The organism is Microbulbifer sp. YPW16 (assembly GCF_021290385.1).
GTDB lineage: Bacteria > Pseudomonadota > Gammaproteobacteria > Pseudomonadales > Cellvibrionaceae > Microbulbifer > Microbulbifer zhoushanensis.
On record NZ_CP089928.1, the window covers coordinates 3,512,347 to 3,531,501 of the forward strand.

Annotated in this window: 15 protein-coding genes and 1 other RNA gene; 11 read left to right on the top strand and 5 right to left on the bottom strand. The window is 63.4% G+C overall.

Going from position 1 to position 19,155, the window contains the following annotated elements; genetic code table 11:
• Window positions 1–3 precede the first annotated feature (3 nt).
• The 3 genes from LVE68_RS15210 to LVE68_RS15220 are packed head-to-tail and all read right to left on the bottom strand — an operon-like array spanning window position 4 to window position 2,932.
• Window positions 4–594 carry an SIS domain-containing protein gene (locus LVE68_RS15210; RefSeq protein WP_232941288.1) on the bottom strand — a complete coding sequence of 197 codons (591 nt, stop codon included), beginning with the start codon at window positions 592–594 and terminating at the stop codon, window positions 4–6.
• Window positions 595–650: 56 nt separating this feature from the next.
• Complete coding sequence (locus LVE68_RS15215) at window positions 651–1,028, bottom strand: YraN family protein (RefSeq protein WP_232941289.1); 378 nt, start codon at window positions 1,026–1,028, stop codon at window positions 651–653.
• The gene (locus LVE68_RS15220) at window positions 1,025–2,932 is read right to left on the bottom strand and encodes a penicillin-binding protein activator (RefSeq protein ID WP_232941290.1); all 1,908 of its coding nucleotides are present in this window, start codon (window positions 2,930–2,932) and stop codon (window positions 1,025–1,027) included. Before LVE68_RS15220 ends, LVE68_RS15215 begins: the two co-directional genes overlap by 4 nt.
• A 37-nt stretch (window positions 2,933–2,969) precedes the next feature.
• Between LVE68_RS15220 and rsmI the strand changes: the two genes are divergently transcribed.
• A complete protein-coding gene (rsmI, locus tag LVE68_RS15225; protein WP_232941291.1) occupies window positions 2,970–3,809 on the top strand; it encodes a 16S rRNA (cytidine(1402)-2'-O)-methyltransferase in 840 nt (279 codons plus the stop codon).
• A 59-nt stretch (window positions 3,810–3,868) separates the two neighbouring features.
• Here rsmI and LVE68_RS15230 read toward each other — a convergent pair whose 3' ends face one another.
• Window positions 3,869–5,986 (bottom strand): prolyl oligopeptidase family serine peptidase, encoded by a 2,118-nt coding sequence (locus LVE68_RS15230; protein ID WP_232941292.1) that lies wholly within the window; start codon window positions 5,984–5,986, stop codon window positions 3,869–3,871.
• Window positions 5,987–6,246: 260 nt separating this feature from the next.
• Here LVE68_RS15230 and rnpB point away from each other — a divergent pair.
• From rnpB to LVE68_RS15245, 3 genes are all read left to right on the top strand, one after another.
• Window positions 6,247–6,603, top strand: an RNA gene (gene rnpB, locus LVE68_RS15235) — RNase P RNA component class A.
• Window positions 6,604–6,899: 296 nt separating this feature from the next.
• Entirely contained in the window at window positions 6,900–8,222 is a 1,323-nt protein-coding gene (locus LVE68_RS15240; protein ID WP_232941293.1) for an ATP-grasp domain-containing protein, read from the top strand.
• Window positions 8,219–10,243, top strand: a complete 2,025-nt coding sequence (locus tag LVE68_RS15245) for a CocE/NonD family hydrolase (RefSeq protein WP_232941294.1) — start codon at window positions 8,219–8,221, stop codon at window positions 10,241–10,243. The genes LVE68_RS15240 and LVE68_RS15245 overlap by 4 nt, the downstream gene beginning before the upstream one ends.
• Window positions 10,244–10,290: 47 nt before the next feature.
• Here LVE68_RS15245 and LVE68_RS15250 read toward each other — a convergent pair whose 3' ends face one another.
• On the bottom strand, window positions 10,291–11,058 hold the full coding sequence (locus LVE68_RS15250; protein ID WP_232941295.1) for a thioredoxin family protein: 768 nt from the start codon (window positions 11,056–11,058) through the stop codon (window positions 10,291–10,293).
• 580 nt (window positions 11,059–11,638) lie between these two features.
• Between LVE68_RS15250 and mraZ the strand changes: the two genes are divergently transcribed.
• The 7 genes from mraZ (at window position 11,639) to mraY (ending at window position 19,151) form a co-directional block, all read left to right on the top strand.
• Entirely contained in the window at window positions 11,639–12,082 is a 444-nt protein-coding gene (gene mraZ, locus LVE68_RS15255) for a division/cell wall cluster transcriptional repressor MraZ (protein ID WP_232941296.1), read from the top strand.
• A 20-nt stretch (window positions 12,083–12,102) separates the two neighbouring features.
• Window positions 12,103–13,026 carry a 16S rRNA (cytosine(1402)-N(4))-methyltransferase RsmH gene (rsmH, locus tag LVE68_RS15260; RefSeq protein ID WP_232941297.1) on the top strand — a complete coding sequence of 308 codons (924 nt, stop codon included), beginning with the start codon at window positions 12,103–12,105 and terminating at the stop codon, window positions 13,024–13,026.
• Window positions 13,026–13,301: a cell division protein FtsL gene (gene ftsL, locus LVE68_RS15265; RefSeq protein WP_232941298.1), complete on the top strand. Its 276-nt coding sequence runs from the start codon at window positions 13,026–13,028 to the stop codon at window positions 13,299–13,301. Before rsmH ends, ftsL begins: the two co-directional genes overlap by 1 nt.
• Window positions 13,302–13,403: 102 nt before the next feature.
• Window positions 13,404–15,161: a peptidoglycan D,D-transpeptidase FtsI family protein gene (locus LVE68_RS15270; protein ID WP_232941299.1), complete on the top strand. Its 1,758-nt coding sequence runs from the start codon at window positions 13,404–13,406 to the stop codon at window positions 15,159–15,161.
• Window positions 15,158–16,684, top strand: coding sequence for a UDP-N-acetylmuramoyl-L-alanyl-D-glutamate--2,6-diaminopimelate ligase (locus LVE68_RS15275; protein ID WP_232941300.1), 1,527 nt, complete (start codon window positions 15,158–15,160; stop codon window positions 16,682–16,684). Before LVE68_RS15270 ends, LVE68_RS15275 begins: the two co-directional genes overlap by 4 nt.
• Entirely contained in the window at window positions 16,681–18,066 is a 1,386-nt protein-coding gene (locus tag LVE68_RS15280; RefSeq protein WP_232941301.1) for a UDP-N-acetylmuramoyl-tripeptide--D-alanyl-D-alanine ligase, read from the top strand. The genes LVE68_RS15275 and LVE68_RS15280 overlap by 4 nt, the downstream gene beginning before the upstream one ends.
• On the top strand, window positions 18,066–19,151 hold the full coding sequence (gene mraY, locus LVE68_RS15285) for a phospho-N-acetylmuramoyl-pentapeptide-transferase (RefSeq protein ID WP_232941302.1): 1,086 nt from the start codon (window positions 18,066–18,068) through the stop codon (window positions 19,149–19,151). The genes LVE68_RS15280 and mraY overlap by 1 nt, the downstream gene beginning before the upstream one ends.
• The last annotated feature ends 4 nt before the right edge of the window (window positions 19,152–19,155 follow it).

Sequence of the window (19,155 nt, forward strand, 5' to 3'; positions counted from 1 at the left end):
GGTTCAGTCCTCGTAGCCACCGAACAAACTGCTGTCGATGAGATCGCACAGGCAGAAAATGGTTAACAGATGTACCTGGTGCACCTCCGCTGCGACCTCGGAAGGCACGCGCAGTTCAATATCGTGATTATCCAGCAGGGCCGCACAGTCCCCGCCGTCGCCGCCGGTCAGGGCGAGAATGCCCATATCACGGTCGCGTGCGGCACGCATGGCCTGCACCAGGTTGGAGTCGCGCCCGTCGTTGCTGACGATCACCAGCAGGTCACCAGGTTGTCCCAGTGCCCGCACCGAGCGGGCAAACGACTCGGCGCGGCCATGATTGCGGGCCACGGTGCTCAGGGAGACCGCGTCACCGCTCAGGGCGATGGCCGGCAGGCCCGGCCGCTCACGTTCGAAACCGCCCACCAGCTGGGCACAGAAACTCTGTGCCAGCGCGCCGCTGACACCGTTGCCACAGATCAGCAGCTTGCGCTCTTCCAGCAGCGTATGGACGATCATATCGCTGGCCTCGGCGATCAGCGGGGCGAGTATCTCGCCACCGTTCATGGTTGCCTCGAGGCTGCGGTGAAAAAGGGTTACAACTCTCTGTTCCATCGATCCCGTCTGGGTAATCTCCTCGGGTAGCGGCCCCTGCCGTTACCGCTGACTATTCAGCTTGTCTCGCCGGCGAAAGCACCGGTAATCCATTCGACCTGCCCGTCCTCACCCTCTATCGCCACTACATCGAAGCGACAGGGACAGTCCAGTTTATGGGCCTGCAGGTAGCTCTCGGCGGCGGACATCAGCTTGCGCTGCTTGCGGCGGTCTACCGAGTCACCGGCCGAGCCGAAGCGGCTGTTGCGCCGGTAGCGAACCTCCACGAACACCAGGGTATCGCCATCCCAGGCGACGATATCGATCTCGCCCCGGCGGCTGCGGAAGTTGCGCGTGGCAACCTTCAATCCGGCCTTCTGCAGGAACTGTGCCGCGTGCGCTTCCATCCGGGAGCCGATGCTGCCCGGGGCGTCGCCGCGGCGAAAAAAGCTCACTGGGCGCCGCCAATCCCTGTGCTGCCGGCCTCGCCAAGCGGTTCGCCGGCCGTGGTCACCGGTACCGGTGAACCTTCATCCATCCGCGCCCAGATCTGCTCGCGCACAATGCGGCCGTCATCGCTCAGTTGCAGCGCGCCGGTCAGGCCGTGAACCCGCTGCTGCGGGAACTCGCGCAGCATGGGCAGGCGCGGGTAGAGGCGGAAGGCATCGGCGCCCAGGGCATACAGCCGTGCGAACGCGGGTGACGGTGCGGCCTGGCTGACGATGTTCTGCTTGGTGCGGTTCTCATCCTCGAACAGCCAGGGCAGGGCAGTGAACTGGATACCATTGATATCCCGGTCGCGCTGCGGGTTGATATTGCCCTCGAAGACGTGCGACGTGGCGTACACCGGCAGGTCACTGGCGTAGTGGAACGTCAGCATCGGGTTGATCTGGCGTGCCTGGCCCGGCTGTGCCGCCAGGAACAGCATATCGGCATCGTCCCGGCGGCGCGGGGTGAACTCCAGCGGCGCGGCCAGGGTGCGGCGCAGGGCTGCCTCGCGCGCAGTGCTGTCGGAGATCAGCAGGGCATCACTGACCATCTTGGAGAAGTTGCTCTTGTCGTGGAACGTCTTGCGACCACTGACCAGCCCGCCCAGGCGTTGCCACTCCTCCTGGAAAGCCTGGGCGCCGCGCTGTCCCCAGCCGGCGTCGGAAGCCATGATCAGGGCCTGGCGGTGGCCCTGGCGATAGGCATGGCGCGCCACCTGGCGGGCCTCGTCCTCGATCGCCAGGCCGAACTGCACCAGGTCATCGGTGAGGCGGCCACTGTCACCGTAGTTGAGGGCCAGGGTGGTAACCGGCAGGGTCTCGGTGGCCAGCAGGTTGGCGACCTTGCCCTTGTCCAGCGGCCCCACAATCACCTCGGCACCGGCGTCAACGGCGGCCTGGTAGACCTCGTCGAAGGGCTGCGCGGTGCCGGTATCGTAAACCTCTACCGCGGGGGTGGGCGCTCCCGCTTCCAGCGCGGTGTAGTAGGCGGCCATAAAGCCGTCGTGGATGGCGCGGCCGGCGCTGCCCAGTTGCCCGGACAGTGGCAGCAGCAGCGCGACGCGCTGGGGCCGCTGTGCGGCCAGGCGTTCCAGCAGCTGCATGGCCCGCGGCGGGTACATGGCGGCGGTATGGCGCGGCCATTGCTGGCGCCAGCGGCTGAATTCCGTCAGCTGGCCGCTCACATCGGTCTGGGTGCTGCGGCCCAGCAGGGCCAGCTGGTACCAGCCGCGCATCATATGGTTGGCGCTCTGGCTGGCACGCTGCTGCAGCTCGCTGGAGGGCAGCTGGGTGAGCAGCTGCCAGAAGCCGTTGTTGTTCTCGGCGATCTCCTCGGGGGTACGGGCCAGGTGCGCGATCTGGCGGCGCTCCTCGATGGCGCTGTCGATATCACCCAGCAGGCCCCAGAGCTGGGCCCGCAGGTTGCGCAGGGGCAGGGAGGTATCCGGCGGCAGGCGCAGCCAGTTGCCATCCAGGCGCGGTGCGGTGGCCAGGTCCAGGGCGCGGAAAAATTCATCCTGCGCGGCCAGCACATTGCCGTATACGTGGGCGTACTGCGCGTACTGCACATCGTCCAGGTTTTTTGGCTCGACCCCATCGAGGGCCTGTTGGGCGGTCGCATTGTCGCCCAGTCCGTATAGAATGGCGGCAGCCTTGACCGTCTGCTGGTCGCGCTGCGGCGCGTCCATGTCCCTGGCACTTTGCAGCATTTCCATCGCCGTGCCACGACTGGCTTCGGCGGTCACCGGCCCGCTGGCCAGCCCGGTATCGGGTTTCGGGGTCGGGGTCTGGCAGGCAGCCAGGGCCAGGGCCAGCACACTGGCGGCAAGCCTGGTAACAACAGGGGGCGTGCGCCGGTTGAGGGCGGACATACATTTCTCCCACAAATCTTGAATCATGGAGTGTGCTATGGGGCCGGATCAGGCGCTTTACGTGGTCGCTACACCCATCGGTAATCTGGCCGATATGGTACCGCGAGCGATTGAAGTTCTACAATGCGCCGATCTGGTGGCGGCAGAGGACACGCGTCACAGTCAGAGACTTTTTTCCCACTTCGATATCGATACGCCCCTGGTGGCCTATCACGACCACTCGGACGACCAGCGCACTGCCCGTATCCTCGAGCGCCTGGAGGCGGGCGAGACGGTAGCGCTCATTTCAGATGCGGGCACGCCGCTGATTTCCGACCCGGGCTACCGGTTGGTGCGCGAGGCACGTTCCCGGGGTATCCGCGTGGTGCCGGTACCCGGGGCCTGCGCCTTTGTCGCCGCCCTGAGCGCCGCCGGCCTACCCAGCGACCGCTTCACGTTCGAGGGCTTCCTGCCGGCCAAGTCCGGTGCCCGCGCGCGGGCGCTGGAGCAGCTGGCCGGGGAGGAGCGCACCATGGTGTTCTACGAGGCCCCGCACCGGGTGGCCGATACCCTCGACGCCATGGCGGAGGCCTTTGGCGATGAGCGCGAGGCGGTGATTGCCCGTGAGCTGACCAAGGCTTTCGAGACCTTCCACCTGGCGCCGCTGGCGGAGCTGGCGGCCTGGGTACGGGCGGACAGCAACCAGCAGCGCGGTGAGATCGTGTTGATGGTCCGCGGGGCTGAGAAGCGCAAAGCCGACGAACTGGACAGCGAGGCGGAGCGTGTCATGGGCCTGCTGCTGGGGGAGCTGCCGCCCAAACGCGCCGCGGCAGTGGCCGCGGAGATCACCGGAGTCAACAAGAAGGTGCTGTACAACTGGAGCCTGTCCCGCAAATAACCCGGGCCCGCCGAAAACATCGGCGAGCCCGGTGCAGGGAGTTACGAGCGATGGCCGGCTCAGCCCTCGCGCTTCGGTTTCGGCTCCAGCGAGGTCCACAGGTGCGCGAACATCAGCGCTACCCGGTGGGCCAGCTGTTCATTGGTGGCGCTGCCCTTGTGCCCACCCTCCAGGTTCTCGAAGTACTCCACGTCCTGGCCCATGGCCTTCATCCGCGCCGCCATCTTGCGGGCGTGGCCCGGGTGTACGCGGTCATCGCGGGTGGAGGTGAAGAAGAACACGGAGGGATACTCGGTGCCGGGCTCCAGGTTCTGGTAGGGCGAGTACTCCTTGATGAAGTCCCAGTCGTCGGTGTCCGGGTTGCCGTACTCCCCCATCCAGGAGGCGCCCGCCAGCAGCTTGTGGTAGCGCTTCATATCCAGCAGCGGTACGCCGCAGATCACGGCATTGAAGAGGTCCGGCCGGCGCGTCATGCTGGCGCCCACCAACAGCCCGCCATTGCTGCGGCCCTCGATGCTGAGGCGCTGGGGCCGGGTGATGCGGCGCTCGATCAGGTCCTCGGCAACCGCGGCGAAATCCTCGAAGGACTTCGTCCGGTTTTCACGCAATGCGGCCGCATGCCAGGCCGGGCCATACTCACCGCCGCCACGGATGTTCGCCAGTACATAGACCCCGCCGCGCTCCAGCCACAGCTTGCCGTAGGCGCCGTTCAGCGGCTCGTAGGAGCCGGAATAGGACGGCAGCAGGGCATTGCGGAAGCCGCCGTAGGAGAAGATGTGGGTGGGGTTATCGGCATCCAGCTCGATATCTTTCGGCATCACCACGAAATAGGGCACGCGAGTGCCGTCGCGGGATTCGGCGAAATACTGCTCGATCTTGAACTTGCTGCCGTCAAAGGTCGGTGACTGCACCAGGATGCGGTCCAGTTCGCCGGCTGCCGGGTGGTAACGATACAGCGTGGGCGGGGTGACAAAATTCTGCCAGCTCAGGTAGGCGTTGCCGCTTTCCTCGTCGTAGGCGGCGATGGACAGCTGGCCGTTGTCGGGCACTTCAATGGGGGTGCGGGTAAAGCCCTTGTCATCCTGCCGGTAGAAATATGCCCGTCCTTTCACGTCGTCCAGCATGGTCACCAGCACGCCGGCCGCGGATACCACGACAGAATCGATTACTTCGCTCTTACCGGGCATGACCAGCGGTGCGACTGTGGTGGCGCCATCCAGCAGGGACTCCAGGGTAACCAGTACCAGGCTGCCGAGCGGCCAGGTCCTGTCTTCGACTTTCCAGTCCCTGTTCAGCTTCACTACCAGCTGTTCACCCAGCGCGCCCTTGATCTCGGCGCTCTCCGGCAGCTGCAGTGGAACGGCCTTGCCATCGCGGAACACAAAGCTGCGCTGGTGCCAGAAATCCAGGCCCTCGCCCAGCAGGATCAGGCTGTCTTCGCCGGTGCCGACGGAGGCCGGGCTGACCCATACGGATTCCTCCGGGACTTCAAGCACCGTGCGGGCATTGTCGAGGCTCTTGCCGCGTTGCCACAGCTTGACGGTGCGGGCGTAGCCGGAGTTGGTGGCGCCGTGCTCGCCGCCGGCGGTGGCAATCAGCAGCTGGTCGGCGTCGACCCAGACGGCGGACTGCTTGGCCATGGGGGAGAAAAAGCCACCCTTGATGAATGCCTTCTTACGGGCGTTGAATTCCCGCAGCTCGACGGCATCGCCGCCACCCGCGGACAGGGAGACCAGGCAGCGGGTCTGGGCGTCGTCCTCACAGGTCATGCCCTTCAGGACCCATTTCCTGCCCTCGTCGCGGGAGAGGGCATCGATGTCCAGCACGGTTTCCCATTTCTCGCTGCCCCGGTCGAATGCGTCGGCCTTGATCCGGCGATACAGGCCACGGGGGTTGTCCTTGCTGTGGTGGTTCTCGTAGAGCCACTCGCCTTTCTGGCTGATTTCCGGCAGGCGGTCTTCGGCGCTGAGTGCCGCCAGGGCATCTTTATACAGCGACTGGTACAGCTCGCCCCCGGCCAGCCGGCCCCGGGTCTCCGCGTTCTGTTGCTTGACCCATTCGATCGCGCGCTCACCCTCGACGTCCTCGAGCCAGAGATAGGGGTCCTCGGCAGCCCGGCCCGGGCTGGAGAGGAGCACCAGCGCCGACAGGGCGAGTCCTTGAACTTTTATTCTCATAATTGATTAACCTGTAGAACTGCATGATCGCGCGCCCGGTGCCGCGATAAACCAGTCGCTTAGGATATTGAAAGCCACTCTGTTGTGTAAAGTTTGATCGCTCTCTGGTGAGGCGCACAGCCGTAAAACCGCGATGAACGCCTGTTGCCACAGTGCCAATGTCTTCGGGAACCGAACTGGGGAAGGGCAGGGCCAATGGTCACAGCGGTTGCCCGCACAGCAGCCTTGCAATGCCACCTGCACCAGATTAATCTTCGCCGCGAGTTGGCCCGGCAATCGCTGTTTCCCTTCGGGGGGATGGAGGAAAGTCCGGGCTCCATAGGGTGGGACGCCAGGTAACGCCTGGGGGGCGCGAGCCTACGGAAAGTGCAGCAGAGAGTAGACCGCCGATGGCTCCTTCGGGAGCACAGGTAAGGGTGAAAGGGTGCGGTAAGAGCGCACCGCGCGGCTGGTAACAGTCCGTGGCATGGTAAACCCCGTCCGGAGCAAGACCAAATAGGCCCTCTACAGGTGTGACCCGCACCGAGGGCGGGTAGGTCGCTTGAGGTGTCTGGTGACAGGCATCCCAGATGAATGATTGTCCTCGACAGAACCCGGCTTACAGGCCAGCTCGACAGATTACCTTCCTCCATCCCGCGCCGTGCTGTCGGTGGCGGGATGGTTGAGTCAACAGGCTGGCGTGCCAGCCGGTGATTCCTTTTGTTTCCATCGCTTCCCCGGTTCCGTCTTTAGTGGCAGCTGCGTGCGACCGTGCGCAGGCGGCGGATTTCCTGTTCACCCCTGCTGCCCACTCTTGCCAGCCCCAACCGGAACATTCCGGCGCCGCTATTGGGCATCGCCCCCGCACAAAACGGCTAGTCTCCATAGTTCAGGGCCCATTGCGGCACCCATAACCAAACTGTGCGGGGCAGGCATGACCACCCATGTCTTTGTTATCGGCCTGGATGACTTCCACCTGGGACAGTTGCAGACCATTCGCGATGCTGGGAACTACACCTTCCACGGGTTGTTGCCGTATGACATGGTGGTCAACCCCGAGAGTTACCCGATCGAGAAAATGATTGAGGAGGGACGGCGGGAGCTGGCCGGGGCCGGCGTTCCTGTCGATGCCATTATCGGTCACTGGGACTTTCCCACCACGGCATTGCTGGCGGTGTTCCGCCAGGAATATGGCCTGCCCGGGCCGGGGCTCGCCGCCACGCTGATCGCGGATCACAAGTACTGGAGCCGGTTGCGCCAGCAACAGGTAATCCCGGAACATATTCCCGCCTTCCAGAGCCTGGATCCGTTCGCCCCCGATGCGGAAGATCACGTCGAACTGGATTATCCATTCTGGATCAAACCGGTGATCGGCTTCTCCTCCCAGCTGGTCTACCGGGTGGCGGATTCCCGCGAGCTGCACCATGCGCTGGAAGGGCTACGGCAGGGCATCCGCCGCTTCGGCGAGCCATTTGCACACCTGATGGGACTCACGGAGATCCCGGCGGATATCCCGCGGGAAATCGACGCCCACTACTGCATACTGGAAAAGCCCATCGACGGCTGGCAGTGCACGCTGGAGGGCTATATCCAGGGCGGGGAGGTGGTGGTTTACGGTACCGTGGATTCCATCCGCGAGGGGCCGCTGCGCTCTTCTCTCACACGCTATGAATTTCCCTCGGACCTGCCGGAGCCCGTCATCGAGCGGATGGTGGATATTACCGGGCGGGTGATCCCCGTACTGGGCCTGGATGATACGCCTTTTAACGTGGAGTACTTCTGGGATCAGGACAGTGACCGCATCTGGTTACTGGAGGTAAACACCCGCATCTCCAAGTCACACTGCCCCCTGTTTACCGATGTGGTGGGCGCCTCTCACCACGAGGTCGCGGTGGACGTGGCCCTCGGTCGGAAACCGGACTTTTTCCGCCGGGAGGGGGAGCACCCCGCGGCCACCAAGTTTATGCTGCGGCGCTTCGAGGATGGCATTGTCACCCGGGTACCCACTGATGCCGAGCTGGCGGCGCTGGAGTCTGAGTTCCCCGGCTCGCGCATCCAGGTGGATGTGGAGCTGGGCGACCGGCTCTCGGAACTCCGGGGGCATGAAGTGTACAGCTACGAGGTTGCCGTGATTTTTATGGGCGGCAGCAATCACGAAGAGCTCGAGGCGCGCTATCGCGCACTGCTGGAAAAGCTGCCACTGGAGTTCAGTCCGCCGCCGGGACCGCAGGCTGCCGAAAAGGGAGCGCATCCGTGAAAATCATCGATCCCCTGCCGCGGCCCATTCGGGAAATCGAGCTCGCCTGGATACCGATCAGTGACGGTATTCACCTGGCGGCGAGGATCTGGATGCCGGAGGATGCCGAATCTGCCCCGGTACCGGCCATCCTGGAGTTTATTCCCTACCGCCGGCGGGATAACACCCGGGCCCGCGATGACATCATGCACCCGTGGTTCGCCGGCAATGGCTACGCCTGTGTGCGTGTGGATATTCGCGGTAGTGGGGATTCGGAGGGTGTGCTCGAGGACGAGTACCTACAGCGGGAGCTGGACGACGGGGTGGAAATCATCCGCTGGATTGCGCAGCAGGACTGGTGCGACGGCAATATTGGCATGATCGGTATTTCCTGGGGCGGCTTTAACGGCCTGCAGATCGCCGCGCTCCGCCCGCCTGAATTGAAAGCCGTGGTGAGTGTCGCCTCCACCGACGATCGCTACGCCGACGACGTCCACCATATGGGCGGCTGCCTGCTGGGGGATAACCTTTCCTGGGCTTCCACCATGTTCGCCTTCAACTCCCTGCCGCCGGACCCGGAAATGGTGGGCGAGCGCTGGCGCGAGATGTGGTTCCAGCGCCTGCGTGGCAGTGGCCTGTGGCTGGAGAAATGGCTGCGCCACCAGCGCCGGGATGATTACTGGCAGCATGGCTCCGTCTGCGAGGACTGGGGTGCCATCCAGTGCCCGGTGATGGCGGTATCCGGCTGGGCAGACGGGTATACAAATGCGGTTTTCCGCCTGCTGGCCAACCTGCAGGTGCCCCGCCTGGGGCTGGTGGGGCCCTGGAGCCACAAGTATCCCCACCAGGGGGTGCCGGGCCCTGCGATCGGTTTTCTGCAGGAGTGCAAACGCTGGTGGGACCAGTGGCTGAAGGGGGAGGAGACCGGGATCATGGGCGAGCCCATGCTCCGGGCCTGGATGCAGGAGCACCAGCCTCCCACCACCTTTTACCAGGAGCGTCCCGGTCGCTGGGTGGGCGAGCCCCAATGGCCGTCGCCAAATATTGGCGAGCGGATACTGACGCTGGCCAGTCCCGGTACCCTGGAGCCGCAGGAATCGGAAGTGGGCGAGGCGGTGATGACAATCCAGTCGCCGCTGTCAGTCGGGCTGTTCGCCGGAAAATGGTGTTCCTACGCCGCCACCCCGGACCTTCCCCATGACCAGCGCGAGGAGGACGGGGGCGCGCTGGTGTTTGATTCCACCCAGCTGGACGGGCCTCTGGAGATCCTCGGGTCGCCCGTCGTGGAACTGGAGCTGGCCGCCGACCGGCCGGTGGCGATGGTGGCGGTGCGCCTGTCGGATGTTGCCCCTGACGACAAGGTGACCCGGGTGACCTACGGCTTGCTGAACCTCACCCATCGCGATGGCTCAGCGGAGCCCACCCCGCTGGAGCCGGGCAAGCGCTACCGGGTCAAGGTGATCCTCAATGATATCGGGCATGTATTTCCTGACGGCAACCGCCTGCGAGTGTCGATATCCACCTCCTACTTTCCCCTGGCCTGGCCCGCACCCGTACCGGTGCGGCTGACAATCTTCACGGGTACCAGCCGCCTGGTATTGCCCGAACGCCCGCGCCGGGATACGGAGGATAGTGAGATCGTCTTCCTGCCCCCGGAAGGTGCGCGACCACTCGCCACCAGGACAGTCCAGGCCGGGCAGCACAAGTGGCGGGTGGTTCGTGACCTGGAGACCGATGTTTCCACCCTGGAGGTGATCAATGACGACGGCGTGATTTATATCGAGCCGGTGGGGGTGGAGATGCAGCGCAAGGCCCTGGAGTGGTACAGCTACCGGGGCTACGACTACTCCTCACCCCAGGGGGAGACCCTGTGGGAGTGGGGATATCGGCGGAACAATTGGGAAGTCCGGACGGTGACGCGGACCGTGCTGGAGTCGACGCCTTCGCACTTCAATATCCACGCTCAGCTGGATGCCTATGAGGGGCAGAAGCGGGTCTTCTCCGAAAACTGGGATGTGGAGATTCCCCGCGACCTGGTTTAGTGGGCCAATCTGTCACGATGAGCTCGCTGCGGATACCCGGACGTCAGTCACTCCCAGTCGAATGCAGCGTATACCGGGAAGTCGAGCTGGATATCTGTCTCGCCGTCGGCAACCCGTTGCCGGGCCTCGCGGCGCAGCCGCTGCAGGTCCCGGGGCAGCCGGGTGCGCATTTCGTAGAGTTGCTTCCAGTAGTGCTCGAACTCGCCGGCCTCTTCCCCCTCTTTATAGGCAGCGAGCATCGGGCCAACGACCTTGAAGCCGGCGTAAATACGCCCGGCTTGCCGTTGTTCGAAACTGTCGATGTCCTCAAGCAGGGCGGCCAAGTGACCCCCTGTTTCGATGGAATTATCTGGCGCCGTTGCCTGCCGCCGGAGCCTGTCCCGGGTTTCCCCGGCGCTGAAACTGGCGGCGTTGCCCCAGATATGGACGCTGTCCCGGTTCAGTAACTTGCCGGTCGCAGGATCCACCAGCAGGGCGCTGGGGGTGCCGAAGATCACCGGCAGGCCGAAGCGGCGGTTCACGTCAAAGTTGCGCTCCAGGTAGCCGACATCCACATACTGGATGACAAATTCCTGCTCCAGCTCCGGCGCGATCGACGGCTCCTGCAGGTGGGTGGCCAGGGCACGGCTGTCGTGGCACCAGTTGGCGCCCATGACGATCAGAGCGGTTTTGCCCTCCTCGTTGGCGCGGGCCAGGGCCCGGTCCACCTGTGCCATGGTGTCGGTAACTGGTTGATAAACACGCCCCGAGCTTTCGTCCGCGACTGCCTCCAGGCAGGCAAATAACAGGGCCAGTCCGAACATAAAAGATTTCATCTGTGGGGATCTCCGCATTCAGTTGACGGGCATTATTGCCCATTCACGTTCCGCGGTGCATGCCTGTTCCCATACCCGTCCTGATTCGCGAGGCGGCATCCTGTCAAATTCGCCAGTAATGTCATTACTCTCTCTTTTCTTTGTCGAATCTCCGCCCCTAATCCGGAAAGCCGGCGCTCCTTCGTCTTAAGAGGGTAAGTGTTCGCTAACCTTGTGCTGAGAGGTGGAGCAGAAATTAATCACGAGAACTTAAAGTGTTCTCTTAAGTGCAAAAAGTAAGTACTTGCTCCATCGGGCAAATGTGCCGCCAAAAACTGTGCGGTTTTTAAGCGGTATGGCTGCAGGCCGCGAAATTACTGGCATTTCGGGGGGTTTTACTTTCGATTTCCTTGACTTTAGGCAAGCCAGATTTATAGTGTCGAAGGTGGAGAAAAGTGGAAATTTGTGGGTTTTGGTGGTTTATTCGTGTTTGTGAGTGGGTATTTACACCAGATGAATGAAAAGCGCGCAAATTTTCACCAGAAATAAACGGCAATAACGGGGCATTCGCGGGTGGTTCGACCGCGCACTTGGAACCAAAGTGTATTTAGGCAGCCACGCAATCAATATGGACGCCAAGGGGCGTCTGGCGATTCCGGCGCGGGTCAGGGACACGCTGCTGGAGGATTGTGGTGGGCGCATGGTGGTGACCGCGCACACTGAGGAGCGCTGCCTGCTGGTTTACCCGGAGCCGCAGTGGCAGGAAATCCTGCCCAAAATCGAATCCCTTTCCAGTTTCAATAAAGTGGCGCGTCGCGCGCAGCGGCTGTTGATCGGTTACGCCTGCGAGCTGCAGGTGGACGGCAATGGCCGTGTGCTGATTCCGCCCACCCTGCGCGAATACGCCGGGCTGGAAAAGAAACTGATGCTGGTAGGCCAGGGCAAGAAACTGGAGCTCTGGAGTGAAGAGGGCTGGATGTCCTGGCTCGACGATAGCGAAGGAGAGGGGGAGATGCCGGAGGAAATGGCCTCGCTTTCCCTGTAAACCGATAGGAGAAGACCCGGGTGTCGCAAGAATTGCATCGCAGTGTGTTGTTACGCGAGGCCGTGGACGCCCTGGTCACCGATCCGGGCGGCTTTTACATCGACGGCACTTTCGGTCGCGGTGGGCACAGCGCCGCGATCCTGGAAAAACTGGATGAGCGCGGCCAGCTGCTGGGTATCGACAAGGACCCACAGGCAGTGGAGTTCGCGCGTGAGCGCTTTGCCGGCGATGACCGCTTTGCAATCTGGCACGGCTCGTTTGCCGATATGGCGGAGGCTGTTGCCGGGCGCGAGGGGCAGGTCACCGGCATCCTGCTGGACCTTGGTGTGTCCTCGCCGCAGCTGGACCAGGCCGAGCGGGGCTTCAGTTTTGTCCAGGATGGCCCGCTGGATATGCGTATGGATACCAGTCGGGGGCTTAGTGCTGCCGACTGGGTTAACAGTGAATCCGAAGCCGAAATGGCGCGGGTTTTTCGCGAATATGGTGAGGAAAGGTTTGCCCGCCGGATGGCTGCGGCCATTGCGCGCCGGCGTGAAGAGAAGCCGTTTGAGCGCACACTGGACCTGGCCGAGGTAGTAAAGGCGGCCAACCCGGCATGGGAGAAGGGCAAGCATCCCGCCACACGGGTGTTCCAGGCGGTTCGCATCCATATCAATGGGGAGCTGGAAGACCTGAAACGGGTGCTGGATAGCGCGATGGAATTGCTGGCTCCCGGCGGTCGCCTGGTGGTGATCAGCTTCCATTCGCTCGAGGACCGGATGGTGAAGCGCTTTATCCGGGATAAGGAGCGCGGCCCGCAGTTGCCCAGAGGGCTGCCGGTAATGGACAGCGAAATCGAGAAGACGCTGCGCGCGGTGGGCAAGGCGGTCAAGGCTGAAGCGCAGGAGGTCGGTGAAAACGTGCGCTCCCGCAGTGCGGTGATGCGCGTGGCGGAGAAACTCTGATGAATAACCGGCGCATGTTGATCGTGGCTTTTCTCTGGGTGGCGACTCTGGTCTCCGCCCTTGGTGTGGTTCACACCACCCAGAGCAGCCGCGCATTGACCGCCGAACTGGTGCAGGCACAGAAGCAGCGGGATGAACTGCGCTATGAACAGGAGCGGCTGCTCCTGGAGCGGGGCGCCTGGTCGGCCTACAGCCGGATCGAACGCGAGGCGCGCGACAAACTGGGGATGCGGGCGCCGGAAGCCGGCGAGCGGATTATCGTCCCCGTTGAATAGCTTGAATACCAATGGACCGGCGCGAACGACAGCCGGCCGAAGAGCTGGGCCGCCTGGGCGGGAAACCCGGCCAGATAATAAACGACGCGTACAGGGAGCCTCATGGGCGCAGTGAAGAAACAGCAACCGCAGCCGGGTATTGCCCGCTGGCGCTTCGCGCTGGTGGCGGTACTGCTGTGCCTGCTGGCGCTGGCGCTGGTGCTGCACCTGGCGCGCCTGCAGGTGGTGCCGGAGGCCGAGCGCGGTTACCGCTTCCTGCAGGACCAGGGGCGCCAGCGCACCATCCGTACCGAGGAAATTGCCGCCTACCGTGGCGCCATCCTGGATCGCAACGGCGAGCTGCTGGCAGTGAGCACGCCGGTACATAGCCTGTGGGCGAACCCACAGGTGCTGCGTGAGGCCAGTGCTGAAGAGCTGCGCCGGCTGGCCCGCTCCCTGGGGGCGAAGCCGGCGTCGCTGGCGAAGCGACTGGAAAAGTACCGCAATAAGGAGTTCATGTACCTGCGTCGCCACCTGGCGCCGGAGGAAGCCAATGACGTGCTGGCGCTGGATGTTGCCGGTGTCTACAGCAAGAAGGAGTACCGCCGTTTCTACCCGGCCGGTGAGGTGGTGGCCCAGTTGGTGGGCTTCACCAATATCGACGATCGGGGCCAGGAGGGCCTGGAGCTCGCCTATAACGACTGGCTGACCGGCGAACCGGGGCGCCAGCAGGTGGTCAAGGACCTGAAGGGCCGCGTGGTCCGGGACCTGGCCACCCAGCGCGAGGCCCGTCCCGGGCGCGATTTGCGTCTGAGCATCGATATGCGGCTGCAGTATCTGGCCTATCGTGAATTGAAGCGTGCGGTCACTGAAAATGGCGCGGCATCTGGGTTTATGGCGATCCTCGACACCCGCAGCGGCGACGTGCTGGCGATGGCCAACCAGCCCTCGTTCAACCCGAACGACCGCGCCGGGGTCAAATCGGCAGCGATGCGTAACCGCGCCCTGATCGACCAGTTTGAGCCGGGTTCCACCGTGAAGCCGATCACGGCACTGGCGGCACTCGAGAGTGGTCGCTACCAGCCGCACACAAAGATCGATACCAGTCCGGGCTATATCCGCCTGCCGGGCAAGACCCTGGTGGATCCGGTCAACTACGGCGAGATTGACCTCACCCGTGTCATTACCAAGTCGAGCCAGGTGGGGATCACGAAAATCGCGATGGATCTGGAACCAAACTCCCTGCGCGAACTCTTTTACCGCCTGGGATTGGGCGAAGCGGTCGGTAGCGGTTTCCCGGGGGAGGCGGCGGGCGTACTGCCCAGTCGCAGTCGATGGCACCCGATCGAACGGGCCAACTTCGCCTTTGGCTATGGCCTGACGGTGAACGCGGTGCAGCTGGCACAGGCATACAGTGTGCTGGCCAACGCCGGGCTCAAGCGCCCGGTTTCGCTCGTTCTGTCTGGCGCCGGCGAGAGCACCCCGGAGCGGGTCGTGGAAGAGCCGCTGGCCCGGGAAGTGACCGCCATGCTGGAGACGGTAATCGGCGCCGAGGGCACCGGCAAGCGGGCGGCAGTGGATGGCTATCGCGTGGCCGGCAAGACCGGCACGGTGCACAAGGTGGGCAGCGATGGCTATGTCGACAATCGCTACCGCTCGGTATTCGCAGGGTTTATTCCCGCGGACCAGCCGCGGCTGGCGGCAGTGGTGGTGATCGATGATCCCAGCCACGCCAAATATTACGGCGGTGAAGTGGCCGCGCCGGTATTCGGCAAAGTGATGGCCGGCGCCATGCGCCTGTTGCAGGTGCCGCCGGAAGAGATTGAATCGGCTGAACGGCAGCTCGCTGTGCAGTTGGGCGAGAGAGGTAATAAATCGTGAGTCAGCGCAGGCAAACAGAAAAGCAGACAGGCAGGAAAGTTTCACTGCAGCAGCTGGTACCGGGCTATGCGGGCATTCCCGATGTGGCGGTCAGTGGTGTGGCGCTGGACAGCCGTGCGGTCAAGAAAGGTGACCTGTTCATGGCGCTGCGGGGCAGCGTGGCCGACGGGCGCGAGTTTATCGACAGTGCTATTGCCGACGGTGCCGCTGCCGTACTGGCCGATGGCGACACCCTGCGCACCGAGACCCGTGACGGTGTTGAGGTGGCCTATGTGCCGGGCCTGGGCAAACGCGTCGGCGAAATCGCTGCGCGATTCTACGAACACCCGACCGAGTCCATGTACCTGGTGGGTGTTACCGGTACCAACGGCAAGTCCACCTGCGCCTACCTGACCGCACAGTTGCTGGCGCGCCACTTCGGCAAGGCCGCAGTGATGGGCACTATCGGCAACGGCATCTGGCAGGATGGTGAGATCCAGCTGGAGGAAACCGGGCTGACCACGCCGGACCCGGTGCGCCTGCAGGCGGATTACGCCGGCTTCCGCGATGACGGCGTGCGCGCCGCGGCAATGGAGGTTTCATCACACGCCCTGGCCCAGGGTCGGGTGCACGGGCTGGTGTTCGATACCGCGATCTTTACCAACCTGTCCCGCGATCACCTGGACTACCACGGCAATATGGCAGCGTACGGGGCGGCAAAAGAGAAGCTGTTCGGCCTGCCCAAGCTCAAGCGCGGTGTGATCAATATCGACGATCCGTTCGGTGCGCAGTTGATCGAACGCTGCAAGCTGCGCAACCTGCGGGTGGTCAGCTACGGCCTGCAGCAGGGCGACCTGCATGTCACCGACCTGCGTCGCGACGAGGGCGGTTTTTCCGTGCAGCTCACCACCCCCTGGGGCAGTGGCGAACTGAAGGCCCCGCTGATCGGCGACTTCAATATCCACAACGCCCTGGCTGTGGTGGCCGCGGTGGCCTCGGCGGGCGTACCACTGGAAGAGATTCTTGCGGCGTTCCCGACCATCCAACCGGTACCCGGTCGTATGGAGCGGGTGGTATCCGGCGAGGCCGATGTCAGCGTCCTGGTGGACTATGCCCACACCCCGGAAGCGCTGCGTGCAGCGCTGGCAGCCGCGCGCCCCTACTGTCGCGGCAAACTGTGGTGTGTGTTTGGTTGCGGCGGTGACCGCGATACCGGCAAGCGCGCACCCATGGGCCGTATTGCCTCTGAGATGGCGGACCGAGCCATTGTCACCAGTGACAACCCGCGCAGTGAGAATCCACAGAAGATCATTGACGACATCCTCGAGGGAGCGGCGAGCAATATCGAGGTGGAAGTGGACCGGGCCGCGGCCATCAGCCGTGCGGTCAGTGCGGCGGCGCCCGGCGATATCGTCCTGATTGCCGGCAAGGGGCACGAGGACTACCAGATTATCGGTAGCGAAAAGATACATTTCTGTGACCGCGAGCAGTCTGCGCATGCGCTGCAGGCGCGGATGGCCGGTAGCGCCGGGGAGGCATCGTGATCGCACCGCTGACCCTGCAACAACTGCAGCAGCGCTTCGGCGGCGAGCTGGTCAACGGCTCGGTGGAATTCGATCGCGTGTGCACCGATACCCGCAAGCTCGACAGCGACGCGATTTTTGTGGCGCTGGTGGGCGAGAGCTTCGATGCACATGATTTTGTCGCCGACCTGGAGGGCAAGGTGCTGGGCCTGGTCGTCGAGCATCGTATCGAGGGTTGCAACCTGCCGCAGTGGATCGTCGGGGACACCACGGTGGCGCTGGGCCATATCGGTCGCCTGTGCCGCGAACAGTTCCATGGCCCGGTGGTGGCAATTACCGGCTCCTGCGGCAAGACCACAGTCAAGCAGATGCTGGCGGCGATCTTTGGCCAGCGGCATACGCCCTGCGTGACGCAGGGCAACCTGAATAACCAGTTTGGGGTGCCCATGACCCTGTTCGGGCTGGGACCCGAGCACGATGTGCTGATTCTCGAGATGGGGGCCAATGGTCCCGACGATATCGGCTACCTGTGCAGTATTGGCCTGCCGCAGGTAACGGCGGTGAACAACGTCAAGCCGGCGCACGTCGAGGGTTTCGGCTCTGTGGCCGGCATTGCCGCGGCCAAGGGCCAGATCTATACCAGCCTCGAGCCGGGCAGCACCGCGGTGATTAACGCCGACGATGACTTTGCCGATTACTGGCTGCGCAATATGCCGGATGACGTGGAGACCCTCAGCGTTGGCCTGGGCAAGGACTGCGCAATTTTTGCCGGCAATATCGAGGTGGGCGCCGATGCCTGCCCGTCCTTCGACCTGGTAATCGAGGGCGTTGCACACCGGGTTGAGCTGCAGTTGATGGGCGAGCACAACGTACATAACGCCCTGGTGGCGGCTGGGTGTGCATTTGCCGCCGGTATCCCTGCAGCAGAGATTGCGGCGGGACTGGCGCAGGCCGGTGGCGTATCCGGACGCCTGCAGATGTTGCGCGGCCACGCCGGCGTGACCGTGATCGACGACAGCTACAACGCCAACCCCGGCTCGGTGGCGGCCGCGATCGACCTGCTGGCCCAGCGGCCGGGCAGGAAGATCCTGGTGCTGGGTGATATGGCCGAGCTGGGTGCCGATGCCGAGGCGATGCACCGTGAAGTCGGGGAGCTGGCAGCGGAGCGCGGCCTCGACGGACTTTATACCTTTGGCCCGCTGGGTGCGGCAGCCACAGAAGCATTCGCGTCTGCCCGGGACGGCAGCGCACATAATTTTTCCGAGCGCGCGCGTCTGGTCGCGGCTCTGGAGAGGGATCTGACCGAAGACACCACGGTGCTGGTAAAGGGTTCCCGCAGTGCCCGTATGGAAGAGGTGGTACGGGCTCTGACACAGACCGGGAACGAGAAAGGGGATAACTGATGCTGCTCTGGCTGGCAGAACTTTTACAGCAACACGTGAGCGCCTTTGCGGTGTTCAACTACCTCACCGTGCGGGCAATCCTGGGTGCGCTCACTGCGCTGGGTATGGCACTGCTGGTGGGGCCGCGCATGATTACCTGGCTTAACCGCCTGCAGGTGGGCCAGGCTGTGCGCGATGATGGCCCGCAGACGCACCTGAGCAAATCCGGTACCCCGACCATGGGCGGAACCCTGATCCTCGCCGCGATCTTTACCGGCGCACTGCTCTGGTCCGACCTCAGCAACCGCTATGTGTGGGTGGTGTTGCTGGTGACCTTTGTCTTTGGTGCTGTCGGGTTTGTCGATGACTACAAGAAGGTGGTGGAAAAGAACCCGCGCGGGCTGATCGCGCGCTGGAAATACTTCTGGCAGTCGGTGGCCGGCCTGGGGGCCGCCATCTACCTGTATTTCAGTGCTACCAGTCCTGCGGAGACACAGTTTTTTGTGCCCTTTTTCAAGGACGTGATTTTTGACCTGGGGCCGGTGTTCTTTATCGCCCTGACCTATTTCGTGATTGTGGGAACCAGTAATGCGGTAAACCTGACCGACGGCCTGGATGGACTGGCGATCATGCCCACGGTGATGGTGGGGGGCGCATTGGGTGTCATCGCCTACCTCTGCGGCCATGTGGAGTTTGCCGAGTACCTGCATATTCCCTCGATCAGTGGTGCCGGTGAACTGGCGGTGTTCTGCGCCGCACTGGGTGGCGCAGGCCTCGGGTTTCTGTGGTTCAACACTTACCCGGCACAGGTTTTCATGGGCGATGTGGGTGCGCTGGCCCTGGGTGCGGCACTGGGTGTGATTGCGGTGATCACCCGGCATGAGATTGTACTGTTCATCATGGGCGGCGTGTTTGTGATGGAGACGGTATCGGTAATCCTGCAGGTGGCCTCGTTCAAGCTCACCGGCAAGCGCATTTTCCGCATGGCACCTCTGCATCACCACTTTGAACTGAAAGGCTGGCCCGAACCGCGCGTGATCGTGCGTTTCTGGATCATCACGGTGGTGCTGGTACTCGCCGGCCTGGCGACTTTGAAACTGCGCTGAATAC